The following is a 15,549-nucleotide window of genomic DNA, read 5'->3' on the forward strand; positions in this document are numbered from 1 at the left end:
CCCCCCGCGCCCCCCCCCCCGGCCAGCCCGCGGGCCGCCCCCCCCCCCCCCCCCCCCCCCCCCCCCCCCCCCCCCCCCCCCCCCCCCCCCCCCCCCCCCCCCCCCCCCCCCCCCCCCCCCCCCGCCGCTGCGACGGCATGGAGCGTCGACCAGTCAGCACACCGCTGTGAGACCGCCCGCGCGGACGACGGTCCCGGCCTCCCGGTCCGTCGTCCGCGCGGGCGGGTGAGTGGGTCAGGCGACCCCTGCGCGGGTCCTCGCCAGCTCGTCCTTGTAGTACTCCAGGGTCCGGTACATCCCCCGGTGCATCTCGTTGAAGGCCAGCAGCCGCTCGGCCTGGGCCCCACTCAGGCGCTTGCGCCCCGGGCGGGCCACCGCACGCGACTGCAGGAGGCCGTCGATCCGGGCCGACAGGCGCCATCTCTCCGCGTGTGCGCCCCGCGTCGCCCGGGAGAACTCCTGGGCCGCGGCGAACCCGGCGACCAGCTCGGCAGCGATCGTCGCCGCGTCGGCCTCCCGGCGGGTGGCCCGCCCGGAGAAGTTCCACCAGAGCTCGTGCTCCAGGTTGGCGGCGGTCAGCCAACCGCACCCACCGAAGTGGTCGTACACGTAGCAGGGGATCCCCATGGAGAGGGCGTACTGCACCGTCTTGCCGATGCTGACCACGGCGTCGTAGCGGTCGAGGAGCTCCGGCGTGACCCGGGCGACGGACGTGACCTCACCGAGGACGTCGACCTGGACGGCCCCGCCGCGCCGCAGGAGCTCCGCAGCCTCCAGCACCTCCTCCGGGGGGTGGTTGGAGACGACGAGGAGACGCTCGAGCCGTGCCCCCGCCGGGCGCCGGGCCGCGTCGGCGAAGACGTCGGGTGCCGGGTTGTCGAAGACCTCGATGCGGCGCCGCGGGATGCCGAAAGACTCCAGGCGTCCGGCGGTCTCCTGCGAGACCGCCGTCGTCACGTCCGCCAGCGCGACCTCCACGTCGCCCATGATCGGCAGCTCCATGTGGACGTGCGCCGACATGTGGTGCCACACGACCGCGCTGGAGAGCCCGCCGGCGGCCAGCTGGGACACCAGGTTCGGCGGCAGGACGCCGTGCTGCACCCAGATGAGGTCGTACGGCCCGCGGAACTCCTCGTAGGGGTCGCCGGCCACGTGGAGCCGGTCCTGTCCCGGGAGCGCGGCGAACTCCGCGGTCATCGGTGGCAGGAACAGGTTGTTCGCCACGTCGACCGACGCGCCCCGGGACAGGAAGTGCTCGACGAGTTCCAGGGTCACCAGCTCCGAGCCCCGGATCTCCCGGAGCTGGTTGGTGCAGACCAGGACCCGCCGGGGTTGGCGCAGGCTCACGAGGAGCGCTGCCGCGTGGGACGACGGTCCGCCGTGAGCCGCCGGGCCCCGGCGTTCCGCAGCCCCAGGGCGAGGCCGACGACGCCGCGCTGCTGGTAGTCGGCCACCGCGCGGTGCGCGAGGCGGACGACGGTCGGGGCCGAGCGCACGTGCGGCTCGAGACCGGAGGAGGAGCGCGGCAGCATCGCGAAGGCCACCGAGATCTGCACCGAGCTGGCCGCGCCGCCGATGCGGTCGGCCAGCGGCAGCCACACCTCCGAGTCGGCCCAGTCGAACTCGATCAGGGTGCCCCCCAGCCAGCGCGACTTGTGCAGCACCAGCTGGGCGATGTCCTCGGGGCTGTCCCACCGCAGCACGTGCGGCTCGCTGCCGTCACTGATCACCCGCGCCTCGATCCAGTCCACCCGGACGATCGCCGGGCGCCCCGGGATCGACAGGGCGACGTCCTTGATGCCGTCGGCCCGGACGTTCAGGCGGGCGAACGACAGGCCGTTGTGGTTGATCCGCACCCGCTTGTTCGGGCCCTGGTGGACGGTGCCGGCGTCACCACGCCAGCGCAGGCGGGTCTCGAACGGCTCGCCCGACGGCTCGAAGACCTCGCGGTCGACGTGGCCCTGGTGCAGCGCGTCGACCTGCGCGGCCAGCCGGCGGTCGGTGGCGGCGATCAGCCGGGGCCAGAAGGCGTCCCGCAGCTGGAGGTCGTCGAGGTCGTTGGGGGAGAGGTAGGCGATGGCGGCGGCCAGGTCCTCGGGGATGACGCTCGTCACGACGGTCGAGCCGGCGTTGTCCTCGTGCCGCCAGTTGCCGAAGACCGCGGCCTCCTCGCTGGTGGGGTCCTGCAGCGCCGCGACCAGGACGCTCGCCAGCCGCTCGGCCGCCCCCGGTCCGGCGAGGGAGGGCCAGTCGCGGTCGGCCTCGACGTAGCGGTTCAGCAGGGCCTGGAAGGTGAGGATGCCCTCCTGCACCGACCGGCGCTCCGCGTTCTGCGCGGCCGAGTCGACCACCGGGCCGAGGACGGGCTCGCCGCTGTCGGTGAAGTCGACGAGGGAGCCGCAGAGCGCGTTGACGGCCTGCTCGAGGACCTCGGGGCTGCGCGCCACGGTGGCCGCGACCTCGCGGGGGTGCCCGCCCTGCGCCAGGAATCCCTCGGCCCGCAGGCCGGCGAGGAAGACCTTGGCGGCGCGGTCCTCGGTGGCCAGGTAGAGGCCGGAGGGGACCACCGGCAGGCAGGCCATCTTCAGGACCTGGGCGAGCTGGTACTGGATCGTGCCGCCCCACCCGAGGTCGACCAGGGTGAGGTCCGGGTCGTCGAGGGCCCCGGCCTGGGTGAGGGCGTTGATCAGCCGCTCGCGGGCCTGGGTGACGGTGGCCGTCATCTGGTTGAGCAGGTGCGGGCTCTCGGTCAGCGCGGCGGCCACGCGGTCGAGCAGCCCGGCATCGTTGAGGACGGTGTGGAGCTCCCCGGCGAGGGCGGGCACGTCACCGGGACGCAGGTGCAGGATGCCCAGCAGCTGGCCGACGGTGAGGTTGTAGCTGCGGCGGACGAGCTCGCTCAGGCTGGTGCGGTCGACCCGGTCGAGCATGGCCACGGAGGTGACGTGCCGCGACAGCCACAGCGGCCGCGCCTCGACCTTGCTGCCGCGGGCGCGCGCGGACTCGTTGATGAGGGTGGACAGCAGCTCGCCTTCGCGCATCGGGCACCAGAGGACGCGGGTGCCCGCGGCCTCGGCGCGCTCCACGACCCACTCGGCGAACCCGGTGAGCACCGGACCCAGCACGCCCGCGCCGTAGCGCCATGCCGTCGACACGTTCCGGGCCAGGTCCTCCGGCTCCCTGCGCACGGCCTTCGCGCGCAGGCTGGTGAGCCCGAAGTCGCCCTCAGCGGAGTCCAGGAGCGGGTCCATGGGGCCGTAGAGGTCCAGCGGCGCCTTCTCGCGCACGAAGACCGGGGCGAGGCGGGCGTCGATCCGCTCGTAGTGGAGGCAGCGGACGCCGAGGGCCCCGGGGGCCTCCACGTCGGCGTGCCAGTTGTCGCCGACGTGCCACAGCTGCTCGGGGCGCAGCGCGAGCTCGTCGAGCACGACCCGCCACAGGCCGCTGGCCTTGTCCATCCCGTACTCGAGGGACCGGAACAGCCGCGCGTCCTTCAGGGCCGCGAGCTCCGGGCGGTCGAGCAGGTGGCGCAGCTGCGCCTCGGTGAAGTAGGTGTCCGAGACCAGCACGATCGGGATCTCGTGCTCGGTCGCCGTCGCGATCAGCTCGGCGATGTCGAAGTCGACGACGGTGAACTGGCGCTCGATGTCGAGCTCGGCCGCGACCAGCTCCTCGAGGGAGGCGTCGAAGACCTCGAGTGGCATCTTGCGCCAGATGTCGAACAGGGACACCTCCGGGCCGTGCCCTGCGCGCCGCGACTCGATCTCGGCGTTGATGCGCATGTGCCGGAAGGCCGCGTCGCTCACCCAGGCGGGGCAGCGCCCGTCGCGCCGGAGCTCCTCACCGAGGAGGGGGAACATGTCCGACGGACGGGGCACCCGACGCCACAGGATGGTGTCGAAGATGTCAAGGCACAGCGTCGCGCACGACCTGTCGACGACGGCGTTGCGGACCTTCTTGAGCACTGAGGACATCCCCGCACCTGTTTCTCTCGTTCGCATGCGTCGGGGACGGCGCCCCACGAGCCGGGGCGCACCTGCCCCCTGTTCGCAACTCAGCGTAGGTGTTTCCGCACTGGGCGCCACCTATGCGAGTGGGTCGTGGGCCGACTGTGCTGGATGTGACGGAACGGTCCCATGAGGGTGGCCACGGCCGGCCTCGCGGACCCCGGAACGCCGATGGCGCGGCCCCACCGGAGTGGGACCGCGCCGTCGAGCGGGAGTGGCGGGGGGCAGGGAGGTCCTCTTACGAGGCGTGGGGGAAGCGTGGTCCTCCTTCAGTCCTCCAGGCGGCCGTCGAGGGCGCCACCCTCGGCGAAGAACGGGCGGATGCGGTTCTCGTACATGGTCAGCGCCGAGCCGATCGCCATGTGCATGTCGAGGTACTTGTAGGTGCCGAGGCGGCCACCGAACAGGACCCGCTTCTCGGCGGCCTCCTTGGCGGCCAGCTCGCGGTAGCGCTCCAGCTTGGCGCGGTCCTCGGGGGTGTTGATCGGGTAGTACGGCTCGTCGCCGGTCTCGGCGAAGCGGGAGTACTCGCGGACGACGACGGTCTTGTCGGTCGGGTAGTCGCGCTCGGGGTGGAAGTGCCGGAACTCGTGGATCCGGGTGAAGGGCACGTCCTCGTCGGCGTAGTTCATGACCGAGGTGCCCTGGAAGTCACCGACCGGGAGGACCTCGGTCTCGAAGTCCAGGGTGCGCCAGCCGAGTTCGCCGGCCTCGTAGCCGAAGTACTTGTCGATCGGGCCGGTGAAGACCGTCGGGACGTCGGAGGGCAGCTGGTCGCGGACGTCGAAGTAGTCGGTCTCCAGCCGCACCTCGATGTTCGGGTGGTCGGCCATCCGCTGCAGCCAGGCGGTGTAGCCGTCCTTCGGCAGACCCTCGTAGGTGTCGTTGAAGTAGCGGTTGTCGAAGGTGTAGCGCACCGGGAGGCGCGCGATGACCGCGGCGGGCAGCTCGGTGGGGTCGGTCTGCCACTGCTTCTTCGTGTAGCCGCGGATGAAGGCCTCGTACAGCGGGCGGCCGATCAGGGAGATCGCCTTCTCCTCGAGGTTGGCGGCCTCGGCGGTGTCGATCTCGCCGGACTGCTCGGCGACGAGGGCGCGGGCCTCGTCGGGGGAGAAGCTCTTGCCGAAGTACTGGCAGATCGTGGCCAGGTTGATCGGCAGCGAGTACGTCTTGTCCTGGTAGATGCTGAAGACGCGGTGCTGGTAGCTCGTGAACTCGGTGAACTGGTTGACGTACTGCCAGACCCGCTCGTTGGACGTGTGGAACAGGTGGGCGCCGTAGACGTGCACCTCGATGCCGGTCTCGGGCTCGGGCTCGGAGTAGGCGTTGCCCCCGATGTGGCTGCGGCGGTCGATGACCAGCACGCGCTTGTCCAGCTGGGTGGCCACCCGCTCGGCGACCGTGAGGCCGAAGAACCCGGAGCCGACGACGACGAGATCAGGACTGGCTTGAGTCACGCCTGGCGACTGTACCGGCGTGGCGGGCCCCGGCCCGGGTCCGACGGGGACCGGTGTGACGGGCCCGTCCCCCTCGTCACACCGGTTCCCTGGGGCCCCACGCGGCCCGCTCCGGCGGTCTCCCGGGTGGGCCCGGCGACGCCGTCGCGGGCCTCGTAGGGTTCCCCGCGTGAGCGCACCACCACGGGCCGGGACCCTCCGCGTGGTCGCGGTGACCTACTCGCCGGGCGAGGCCCTCGAGGGGTTCGTCGAGTCGCTGGCCGCGGCCACGACGCGGCCGGTCGAGGTGGTCCTCGCCGACAACGGCTCGACCGACGGCGCCCCCGAGCGCGCCGCGGCCCGCCATCCGCACGTCCGGCTGCTGCGCACCGGCGGCAACATCGGGTACGGCGCGGCGGTCAACGCCGGGATGGCCGGGCTGACCGAGGGATACGCCGTCGTCGCCAACCCCGACGTCCGCTTCGACCCCGGCTCGGTCGACGAGCTGCTGGCCGTGGCGGCCCGGTGGCCGCGCGCGGCCACCGTCGGCCCGGCGATCCGCACGCCCGAGGGCGAGCTCTACCCCTCGGCCCGCGACCTGCCGCGGCTGTCCACCGGCGCCGGCCACGCGCTGGTCGGCTGGGCCTGGCCGGGCAACCCCTGGACGGCGCGCTACCGCCGCGAGCGCGAGGAGCCCCGGGAGCGCCCCGCCGGGTGGCTGTCGGGCTCCTGCCTGCTGGTGGACGTGGCGGCCTTCTGGTCGGTGGGTGGCTTCGACCCCGGCTACTTCATGTACTTCGAGGACGTCGACCTGGCCGAGCGGCTCACCCGCCGCGGTTGGCAGCACGTCTACGCGCCCTCGGCCGTGGTGACCCACGAGGGCGGCCACGCCACCCGCCGCGAGCCGCACCGGATGCAGCGGGTGCACCACACCAGCGCGCTGCGATACCTATCCGGCCAGTACCCGCTGCGCCGGCACGCCCCGCTGCGCCTGGTCCTGCGGGCCGGGCTGGGCGGCCGGATGCTCGTCTCCTACGTGAGCGGGCGGGTGGCCGCCGGCGCCCGCTTCCAGCGCCGGGCCGAGGGCGTGGGCCGGGCGGCGCGCCGGCGCGGGCGGGGCTGACGTGCGGCACGCGGTCGTCATGGCCGGCGGCTCGGGGACGCGGCTGTGGCCGCTGTCCCGCGGCGGGCGGCCCAAGCAGCTGATCGACGTCGTCGCCGGCGGGGACGGCGCCCCGCGCAGCCTCCTCGCCGAGGCCGTCGCCCGGCTCGAGACGGTGCTGCCGACCGACCGCATCTGGGTCTGCACCGCCGCCCGCTACGGCGACCAGGTGCGCGCCGCGCTCCCGGGACTGCACCCGGACCGGCTGGTGCTCGAGCCGGTCGCCCGCGACACCGCCAACGCCGTCGGCCTGGCCGCCGCCCTGGTGGCCGACGCCGACCCCGACGCCGAGCTGGCCGTGGTCAGCGCCGACCACGTCATCCGGCCGGTCGAGCGGTTCGCCGCGGCGCTGACCACCGCCTACGACGCCCTCGCCGCGCGTCCCCGGTCGCTGATCACCCTCGGCATCCGGCCCACCGCGCCGGCCACCGGCTTCGGGTACGTGCAGCGCGGCGCGCCGACGGAGGTGCCCGGGGTCGGGGAGGCGGCGTCCTTCCGGGAGAAGCCCGACCGCGCCACCGCCGAGGCCTACCTCGCCTCGGGGGAGTACCTGTGGAACTCGGGCATGTTCGTCTGGCGGGCGGTCACGGTCCTGGAGGCGCTGGCCGAGCACCTGCCCGCGACCGCCGACGGGCTGGCGCGCGTCGTCGCCGTCCCGGCCGGGCCGCAGCGGGACGCCGTCCTGGCCGAGGTCTTCCCGACGCTGCCGAGGATCAGCGTCGACTACGCCGTCCTGGAGCCGGCGGCGGCCGAGCCCGGCCGGGTGCTCGTGGCCGACCTCGACGTCGACTGGCTCGACGTGGGCTCCTGGCCGGCGCTGGCGCAGACGCTGCCGCGGGTGGGGGAGGACGCCGTCTCCGGGCTCGCGGTCACCCTCGACAGCGCGGGCAACATCGTCTTCAGCGACGACCCCGACCACCTGGTGGCCCTCGTCGGGCTGCGCGACAGCGTCGTCGTCCACACCGCCGACGTCACCATGGTCTGCCCGGTCGCCGACGCCGAGCGGGTCAAGCAGCTGCTCGCCGCCGTCGAGGAGAGACACGGGTCACGGTTCAGCTGAGCGCGCCGATAGCCTCCGGGACGTGGAGAACTTCGACGTCGCCGCTGTCGTCTCCGGCGGGGCCTCCGGCCTCGGGGAGGCCACCGTCCGGGCCCTGGTCGCGCGGGGCGCGGCCGTGACCGTCCTCGACCTGCAGGAGGAGAAGGGGGCGCAGCTCGCCGCCGAGCTCGGCGGGCACACCACCTTCGTGCGCACCGACGTCACCGACGCCGACTCGGTGCAGGCGGCGATCGAGGACGCGACCGGCAAGGACCGGCCGCTGCGCATCGCGGTCAACTGCGCCGGCATCGGCTGGGCCCAGCGCACGGTCGGCAAGGGCAACGTCCCGCACGACCTCGACCCGTTCGTCCGCACCGTGATGGTCAACCTGGTCGGCACGTTCAACGTGCTGCGGCTGGCCGCCGCCGCGATGGCCGCCACCGAGCCGCAGGACGACGGCGAGCGCGGCGTCGTCGTGAACACCGCCTCGATCGCGGCCTACGACGGCCAGATCGGGCAGGTCGCGTACTCGGCGTCCAAGGGCGGCATCGTCGGGATGACGCTGCCTGCGGCGCGTGACCTGTCCAGCGTCGGCGTGCGCGTCTGCACCATCGCCCCGGGCCTGGTCGACACCCCGCTGCTGGCCGGCCTGCCCGAGGAGGCCCGGCAGGCCCTGGCGGCCGGCATCCCCTTCCCCAAGCGGCTCGGCCGCCCTGAGGACTTCGCGCAGCTGGCCCTCGACGTCGTCGAGCACGGCTACCTCAACGGCGAGGTCATCCGGATGGACGGCGCGCTGCGGATGGCGCCGCGCTGACCTGACCGGGGGGACGGCGGTGGGCGGCGAGGCGGTCGTCGGCGGGAGCTCCGGACGGTCGCGTACCTGGACGGGGGCCCTCGTCGTCCTCGGCACGGGGCTGTTCCTGCTCGACGTGCTGCCGCTGCGCCCGGGGTTCCTCTCCTTCGACTCGGTCGTCCAGCTCGGCCAGGCGCTCCATCCGTCGACGCTCACCGACTGGCACCCGCCGGTGATGACGGTCCTGTGGTCGCTGCTGCTGGAGCTGTCGGGCGGGGACGTCGGCAGCATGCTGGTCGCGCAACTGGGCCTGCTGTGGGCGAGCCTGACGCTGCTGGCGGTGTACGTCCGCCGCCACAGCGGCCGCCGGTGGCTCTCCCTGCTCCCGTTGCTGCTCGGGGTGCTGCCGCACGTCACCGCCGTCTCGGCGGTCATCTGGAAGGACGCCCAGCTCGCCTTCGCGCTGCTCGCGGCGGTCGTGCTCCTGCTGTTCGTCCGTCGGGGCACCGACCGGGTGTGGCTGCGGCGGGCCGCGGTGGTCGCCGTCGTCCTGCTGCTCGCGTACGCCGGTGCGGTGCGCCACAACGCGCTCCCGGCGGTCGTCCCGCTGCTGTTCCTGCTCAGCTGGCCCGGCGCGGCCCGCCAGACCCGGGTCCTGCTCGCGGGGACGGCGCTCGTCGGCGCCCTCACGGCGAACCTGCTCGTCGGCGCCGTCCGCCCCGTGCAGGAGACCCACCCCGGCGCCAGCGTCCAGCTCGACGACGTCTTGCACCTGTACTCGTCGGGCGAGCTCCGGTCGGCCGACGTCGATCCGCAGCTCCGCGGTTACCTCGTCACGATGGCGACCACGTGCCCGCCGTCCACCCGCGACGTCAACTACACCTGGCGGTGCGCGAACAGGACGGGGAGGGTCCCGCCGGTCCTCCGGGTGCACGCCGACGAGCTCCGGGGGCTCTACCTGGACGGGATCGCCGAGCGCCCGCTCCGCTACGCCGGATTCCGCCTCCGGGTCTTCGGCGAGTTCCTCGTCCCGCCGCCCGAGGAGGGGCGGCTGGTGTCGTGGACGACGATCATCGAGAACCGCCACGGCCTCGTGTTCGAGCCCAACCCGGTGTCGCGGGCGCTGGAGTCCTCCGTCGTCGCCACCGCCCGGCACGCCGGGTTCGTCTTCGAGCCCTGGACCTGGCTGCTCGCCGCCCTGGGCGTGGCCGGCCTCGCGCTGCGGCGGCGGGCGGCCCGGCACGCGGGGGTCGTCCTCGCCGTGGGATTGTCCTCGGCCGGCTACGTCCTGGCCTACCTGCCGGTCGTCACCGGCTACGACTACCGCTTCGTGTACTGGCCGGCGGTCGGGGTGAGCGTCGCGGTGGTGCTCCTGTTGCTGGACGGGCGGACGGCGGCGGCCCGTGGGCATACCCTCCCCCCAGCGACCGCCCCAGCCCTCTTCCCCAGGGAGCACCACCTGACCGGCACCACCCTCGAGGCGCCGCCGTTCGAGGACGTCTGGCGACCGGGCTGGCCGCTGGACGTCCGGCGCACCCTCTTCCCGCACCAGCGCAGCGCCGGCGACCCCGCCCTGCGCCACGACGCCGACGGTTGCTGGCGGGCGGTCAGCACGCCCGACGGCCCAGCGACGGTGCACCTGACCGTCCGCGGCGGCGAGGTGCGGGTGACGGCGTGGGGACCCGGTGCCGAACGCGCCGGGGCGACGGTGCCCGCGTGGCTGGGCGCCGAGGACCGGCCCGAGGAGTTCGACCCGGGCGGGCACCCGCTCCTCACCCGCGTGCACCGCGCGTCGCCCTGGCTGCGGCTGGGGCGCACCGGCCGCACCTGGGACGCGCTGGTGCCCGCCGTCCTCGAGCAGAAGGTGACCGTCATCGAGGCCCACCGCGTGTGGCGGGCGCTGCTGCGGCTGGCCGGCGAGCCGGCGCCGGGCCCGGCTCCCGAGGGGATGCGCGTGCCGCCCACCCCGCAGCGGGTGCTGGCGGTGACCGACTGGGAGTGGCACCGCTGCGGCCTGGACGGCGCCCGCCGCCGGGCGCTGCGGGCGGTGGCGGGCGTGGCCGCCCGGCTGGAGCCGGAGGAGGCCGTGGACTGCCCCGACCTGCAGCGCCGGCTGCGGACGGTGCCGGGCATCGGCGTCTGGACGGCGGCCGAGGTGGTGCAGCGGGTGTTCGGCTGCCCCGACACGGTCAGCTACGGCGACTACCACCTGAAGAACTTGGTCGGCTGGTCGCTGGCCGGACGGAAGACCGACGACGACGGGATGATGGAGCTGCTCGAGCCCTGGCGCGGGCAGCGACAGCGCGTCGTCCGGCTGCTGGGCATCGGCGGCAGCCGCCCGCCCAAGCGGGGTCCGCGCAACGCCCCGAGCGACTACCGCCGCATCTGAAGAAGGACCTCCTGCCCCCACCTGCTCGGTGGAGGACCCCGTCTTCCTCACCCCTCGCAGGCTCGGGGCGAGCCTCGGACGGGGCCTGCGGGCCCATACAGGAGAACCGCTAGACCACCGGGTCGTCGAGCAGGCGCAGCAGGTAGTCGCCGTAGCCGCTCTTGCCCAGCGGCTCGGCGGCGCGCCGCAGGCCGTCGTCGTCCAGCCAGCCCTGCCGCCAGGCGACCTCCTCGATGCAGCCGATCTTGAGGCCCTGCCGCTCCTCGACCACCGACACGAACTCGGTGGCCTGCCGCAGCGAGGCGAAGGTGCCGGTGTCCAGCCACGCGGTGCCGCGGTCCAGCACGGTGACGGTGAGCCGGCCCTGGTGCAGGTAGTGCTCGTTGACCGCGGTGATCTCCAGCTCGCCGCGGGCGCTGGGCCGGATGCTCCGGGCCACGTCCACCACCGAGGACTCGTAGAAGTACAGCCCCGGGACGGCGTAGGAGCTCTTGGGCGCCGCCGGCTTCTCCTCGATGGAGAGCACGCGGCGGTCGGAGTCGAACTCGACGACGCCGTACTCCTGCGGATTGGCCACGTGGTAGGCGAAGACGTGCCCGCCGTCGGGGTCGGGCAGCCGGCCCAGCGCGGTGCCCAGGCCCGCGCCGTAGAAGATGTTGTCGCCGAGCACCAGGGCCACCGAGGAGTCGCCGACGAACTCCGCGCCGATGAGGAAGGCCTGGGCCAGCCCCTCGGGCTGTGGCTGGACGGCGTACTCGATGCGCATGCCCAGCCGGGCGCCGTCGCCCAGCAGCGCGCGGAACGCGGCCTGGTCGCCGGGGGTCGTGATCACCAGCACCTCGCGGACGCCGGCCATCATCAGCGTGGAGAGCGGGTAGTAGACCATCGGCTTGTCGTAGACCGGCATCAGCTGCTTGCTGACCGCCTGCGTGATCGGGAACAGGCGGCTGCCGGTGCCCCCGGCCAGGATGATCCCCCGCATGGCCGGCGACGCTACCGGCGGGAACCCGCTCAGGACGCCGGGGACCCGAGCCACAACCTCCCGACGAGTGAGCTCCCGCCCGGCGTGCCCACCGGCTCCCAGCGGGTCGTCCAGCCCTCGGCGTGCAGCTGCACGACGACCACGCCGAGCAGCGCCCCCAGGTTGAGCGCGGCGGTCGTGGTGGCGCGCTCCGGCAGGTGGACGTCGACCACGCCGTCGCCCTCGCCGCCGTAGCGCAGGACGACCGGGAACTCCGGGAGCGCCGCCGTCGCCACCCGGAACGCCGCCGCCACCGCGTCCAGCTCGCCGGGGCGGGGGAGGAGGTCCCGGCCGGGCTCCCGGGTGGCCACCAGGTCGCGGCTGCCGTAGGGGAACAGGTCCCCCGGGCCGAGGCGGACCAGCGGCCGGGTGCCGGCGTCCTCGGCCGGCGGGGTGAACGGCAGGCCGCGGACGACGGCCACCGGGATGCCCGCCAGCTTGCCCTTCACCAGGTCGGCGGCGGCCGCCAGCTCGTCGACGAGGGCGATCTGGGTGGTCTCCAGCCGGTGGCCGTGGGCGTCGACCGCGCCGCGGAGGTCGACCAGCGCGGGGATGCCGGCCGACCCGACGGCGACGTCGGTCAGCCCGTCCCGCCAGGTGCGGCCGAAGGTGTCACTGACGATGACCGCGACCTCGACCCCGAGCAGCTCGCGCAGCCGGTCGCGGAGGGCGCGGGCGGAGGCGTCGGCGTCCTCGGGCAGCAGCACGAGCGCGTCGCCGGACACGTTGGAGGCGTCGATGCCGGCCGCGGCGACCACCCAGCCCTGCGGCGTCTCGACGATCTTCAGCGGGCCGCGCCGGGCCACCACCCGCACGGTCTCGGCGTCGATCGCCCGCTGCCGGGCCGCCTCCCGGTCCTCGCCCGGCGCGACCGGCACCAGCCGGCCCTCGACCTTGGACACCACCTTGGAGGTGACCACGACGACGTCGCCGTCGGCCAGCCAGGGAGCGGCACCGGCGATCGCGGCGGCGAGGTCGTCGCCGGGGGAGAACTCCGGCAGGCCGGCGACCGGGTGGACCGAGATCCCGGCCGGCTCGGTCACCGGGGCCCTTCTGCGGCGGCGTCCAGCGCGGCCCGGGCCATCGCCGCGGTCGCCTCGGGGGAGGACATCAGCAGCGGCACGGCGCGGACGTCGACACCCGGGACGTCGGCGTGGTCGCCGGTGTGCACCAGCCAGGCGTCGAGCAGCCCGCCGGCGGACCGGGCGCCGTAGTGCCGCCCCACGCCCTCGGCGCTGACCGCCACGCCGACGGCCGGCAGGCAGCGGTCGGCCATCCCGCGCACCACGCCGCCCGCGACGATCGGCGAGACCCCCACGATCCGGCCCGGCGTCGCCAGCAGCGCCTGCCGCAGCCCGGGGACGCCGAGGATCGTGCCCACCGACACCACCGGGTTCGAGGGCGCGAGCAGCACCGCGTCGGCGTCGGCGAACGCCTCGGCCACGCCCGGTGCCGGCGTCGCGGCGTCCACGCCCACCTGGACGAAGGCGCGCGGCTCGGGCTCGGCGCGGTGCCGCACCCACCACTCCTGGAAGTGGACGGCCTGCTGCCGCCCGGTCCCGGGGTCGGCCACCACGACGTGGGTCTCCACCCGCTGGTCGCTCATCGGCAGCAGGTCGACGCCGGGCCGCCAGCGGTCGGCGAGGGCCGCGGTCACCTGGGACAGCGGGTAGCCCGCGTCGAGCATCCGGGTGCGCACCAGGTGGGTGGCCAGGTCGCGGTCGCCCAGGCCGAACCAGGTCGGCTCGGCCCCGTAGGCGGCCAGCTCCTCCTTGACCGTCCAGCTCTCGCCGGCCCGGCCCCACCCGCGCTCGGGGTCGATGCCGCCGCCGAGGGTGTACATGACGGTGTCGAGGTCGGGGCAGATCCGCAGCCCGTGCATCGTCACGTCGTCCCCGGTGTTCACGACGGCGGTGAGCCGCACCCCGGGCGCGGCCGCGCGGAGGCCGGCCAGGAACCGGGCCCCGCCGACCCCTCCGGCGAGGACGACGATGTGCACGAAAGTCATCGTGCCCGATGGGCACTTGTCCACTGTTCGCCGGGCGTGTCGGGGTGTGCAGCGAGAAGTGACGAACGCGTGTGACGGATGGGGCCGGTGTGGCGTGGCGCTTACACCGGGCTGAGTTGACGGCCCCACAACGACACGCGTGTAATTCCCGCGGTGTCAACGAGTGCCGAGCGGCCCGGGAACGTCCCGTGGAACGCACATCGGGACGGCAGCGAGAGGGGACGCAACGTCATGGCAGAGGTCTCGTGGTTGAGCGACTACGTGAACGCGTCGGAACGCAACGCCGACCGCGGCCCGGTGGGCTCCGGGCAGGGCTTCGCCGGCCTGTGGAGCATGGGCCTGGAGGCCGACGTCCAGTCGTGGCAGGAGCGGGCTCTCTGCGCCGAGACCGACCCCGAGGCGTTCTTCCCCGAGAAGGGCGGCTCGACCCGGGAGGCCAAGAAGATCTGCACCGGCTGCGAGGTCAAGGCCGAGTGCCTCGAGTACGCGCTGGCCAACGACGAGCGCTTCGGCATCTGGGGCGGGCTCTCCGAGCGTGAGCGCCGCCGCCTGCGCCGCCGCGCCGGCTGAGAGAGGACCACCCTCCTCCCCACGCCTCGCAGGTCCGGGCGGGGGCCCCTGGAGGGTGGCCGTTCCAGCAGGCCCCTGGACGGGGCCGCACACAGCGCCGTGTGACACCAGCTCCGAGCTGTCCCCACAGCCGCCGACGGCCCCCGTCGGCGGCTGTGGTGTCGTTCGGGGCGTGGACACCCTGAGCGCCCGTGTCGTCCCCGGCCGGGCCGGCGTGGTCCGCGAGCTCCGCGCGGCCGGCCCGCTGCTCGCGGAACTGCGCGCGCCCGTCACCGCCCGCGCACCGTGGCTGACCGCCGCGCTGGCGCTGCACGGCACCGGCCGTCTCTCCGCTCCTCGGCCGGTCGCGATCGTGGTCGACGCACCCGGGGGCACGGGGACGCCCCAGGCGCTCGCGACCCTGGTCCTGCGCGGCGGCCCGCGCCTCACCGCCACCCTGCTCGGCGACGGGCTGCCCGTGCCCGCCGGCGGGGCCCCGGCCCGCCTCCCCGCCCGGGACGACGCCGCGGCCGAGCGGCTGGCCGCCGGCGTGCTGGGCCTGCTGGACCGGGTCCGCCGGCCCTGGACGCTGCGGCTGGCCGGCCTGCCGATGGGCGACCCCACGCTGCGGGCGATCGGCCGGCTGCGGCCCGAGGCCGCCTTCGCCAACGCCCGCAGCGCCCGTCTGGTCGACGCCCTCGACGATGTCGGCCCGGTGCACCGCACCCGCGACCCCGCCGGGCTGGAGCGCCGGCTGCCCGCGCTGCTGGCCCGCGAGCCCGACCACCGGGCCCGCGAGGCGCTGCGCGTCTGCGCCCGGCTGCACGCGTCGATCGGGCAGGTGGAGCTCGCGACGGTGGCCGACGGCGAGCGGCTGCGCGCCGGCCTGCTCACCCTCGTCGACGGCCCGGACCGGCGCCCGTGGTGGGGCGCGTCCGACGTGGGCGGACTGCGCACCGAGCTGGGCGCGCCGCTGGTGTCGCTCACCCTGCGCGGCGGCGGCCCGGCGGCACTGCTCCCCCGGCGGTGACACCGGCCGGCGCCCCTCCCGGCGATCTCCGCGGCGATCGCCGGGCGGGGTCAGCCGGCGTAGCGGACGACGTTGAGGAGCGGGTCGTAGTCGCTCACGGGGGGGGCGGTGGCGC

The 15,549-nt window shown here is 74.8% G+C and carries 12 protein-coding genes; 6 read left to right on the forward strand and 6 right to left on the reverse strand.

What is annotated here, in order from left to right; all coding sequences use genetic code 11:
- Window positions 1–234: 234 nt before the first annotated feature.
- The 3 genes from ACI78Z_RS23765 to glf form a co-directional block, all read right to left on the reverse strand.
- Window positions 235–1,347, reverse strand: coding sequence for a hypothetical protein (locus ACI78Z_RS23765; RefSeq protein WP_457039005.1), 1,113 nt, complete (start codon window positions 1,345–1,347; stop codon window positions 235–237).
- Window positions 1,344–3,974: a hypothetical protein gene (locus tag ACI78Z_RS23770; RefSeq protein ID WP_457039006.1), complete on the reverse strand. Its 2,631-nt coding sequence runs from the start codon at window positions 3,972–3,974 to the stop codon at window positions 1,344–1,346. Before ACI78Z_RS23770 ends, ACI78Z_RS23765 begins: the two co-directional genes overlap by 4 nt.
- Before the next feature lie 302 nt (window positions 3,975–4,276).
- Window positions 4,277–5,464 carry a UDP-galactopyranose mutase gene (gene glf, locus ACI78Z_RS23775; protein ID WP_457039007.1) on the reverse strand — a complete coding sequence of 396 codons (1,188 nt, stop codon included), beginning with the start codon at window positions 5,462–5,464 and terminating at the stop codon, window positions 4,277–4,279.
- A 169-nt stretch (window positions 5,465–5,633) separates the two neighbouring features.
- Between glf and ACI78Z_RS23780 the strand changes: the two genes are divergently transcribed.
- The 4 genes from ACI78Z_RS23780 to ACI78Z_RS23795 are packed head-to-tail and all read left to right on the forward strand — an operon-like array spanning window position 5,634 to window position 10,826.
- On the forward strand, window positions 5,634–6,566 hold the full coding sequence (locus tag ACI78Z_RS23780; RefSeq protein ID WP_457039008.1) for a glycosyltransferase family 2 protein: 933 nt from the start codon (window positions 5,634–5,636) through the stop codon (window positions 6,564–6,566).
- A gap of 1 nt (window position 6,567) precedes the next feature.
- On the forward strand, window positions 6,568–7,665 hold the full coding sequence (locus ACI78Z_RS23785; protein ID WP_457039009.1) for a mannose-1-phosphate guanylyltransferase: 1,098 nt from the start codon (window positions 6,568–6,570) through the stop codon (window positions 7,663–7,665).
- A 22-nt stretch (window positions 7,666–7,687) separates the two neighbouring features.
- A complete protein-coding gene (locus ACI78Z_RS23790) occupies window positions 7,688–8,458 on the forward strand; it encodes an SDR family NAD(P)-dependent oxidoreductase (RefSeq protein WP_457039010.1) in 771 nt (256 codons plus the stop codon).
- A gap of 19 nt (window positions 8,459–8,477) precedes the next feature.
- Window positions 8,478–10,826 carry a DNA-3-methyladenine glycosylase family protein gene (locus ACI78Z_RS23795; protein ID WP_457039011.1) on the forward strand — a complete coding sequence of 783 codons (2,349 nt, stop codon included), beginning with the start codon at window positions 8,478–8,480 and terminating at the stop codon, window positions 10,824–10,826.
- A 109-nt stretch (window positions 10,827–10,935) separates the two neighbouring features.
- Here the strand turns inward: ACI78Z_RS23795 and rfbA are convergent, their stop codons facing one another.
- Genes rfbA through cofD form a run of 3 tightly spaced genes read right to left on the reverse strand, consistent with a single transcriptional unit; the run spans window position 10,936 to window position 13,846 of the window.
- Window positions 10,936–11,808, reverse strand: a complete 873-nt coding sequence (rfbA, locus tag ACI78Z_RS23800; protein WP_457039012.1) for a glucose-1-phosphate thymidylyltransferase RfbA — start codon at window positions 11,806–11,808, stop codon at window positions 10,936–10,938.
- A gap of 29 nt (window positions 11,809–11,837) precedes the next feature.
- Window positions 11,838–12,890: a coenzyme F420-0:L-glutamate ligase gene (locus ACI78Z_RS23805; protein ID WP_457039013.1), complete on the reverse strand. Its 1,053-nt coding sequence runs from the start codon at window positions 12,888–12,890 to the stop codon at window positions 11,838–11,840.
- Complete coding sequence (gene cofD / locus ACI78Z_RS23810) at window positions 12,887–13,846, reverse strand: 2-phospho-L-lactate transferase (RefSeq protein WP_457039014.1); 960 nt, start codon at window positions 13,844–13,846, stop codon at window positions 12,887–12,889. The genes ACI78Z_RS23805 and cofD overlap by 4 nt, the downstream gene beginning before the upstream one ends.
- 342 nt (window positions 13,847–14,188) lie before the next feature.
- Between cofD and ACI78Z_RS23815 the strand changes: the two genes are divergently transcribed.
- Both ACI78Z_RS23815 and ACI78Z_RS23820 read left to right on the forward strand, forming a co-directional pair.
- Complete coding sequence (locus ACI78Z_RS23815; RefSeq protein ID WP_457039016.1) at window positions 14,189–14,425, forward strand: WhiB family transcriptional regulator; 237 nt, start codon at window positions 14,189–14,191, stop codon at window positions 14,423–14,425.
- Between the two features lie 172 nt (window positions 14,426–14,597).
- Window positions 14,598–15,434: a hypothetical protein gene (locus tag ACI78Z_RS23820; RefSeq protein WP_457039015.1), complete on the forward strand. Its 837-nt coding sequence runs from the start codon at window positions 14,598–14,600 to the stop codon at window positions 15,432–15,434.
- Window positions 15,435–15,549 lie beyond the last annotated feature (115 nt).

This window comes from Geodermatophilus sp. SYSU D01176, assembly GCF_054050015.1.

Coding starts and splice junctions, on each gene's coding strand:
- rfbA (WP_457039012.1), bottom strand. CDS start 11,808: ATGCGGGGGATCATCCTGGCCGGGGGCACCGGCAGCCGCCTGTTCCCG.
- ACI78Z_RS23815 (WP_457039016.1), top strand. CDS start 14,189: ATGGGCCTGGAGGCCGACGTCCAGTCGTGGCAGGAGCGGGCTCTCTGC.
- ACI78Z_RS23770 (WP_457039006.1), bottom strand. CDS start 3,974: ATGTCCTCAGTGCTCAAGAAGGTCCGCAACGCCGTCGTCGACAGGTCG.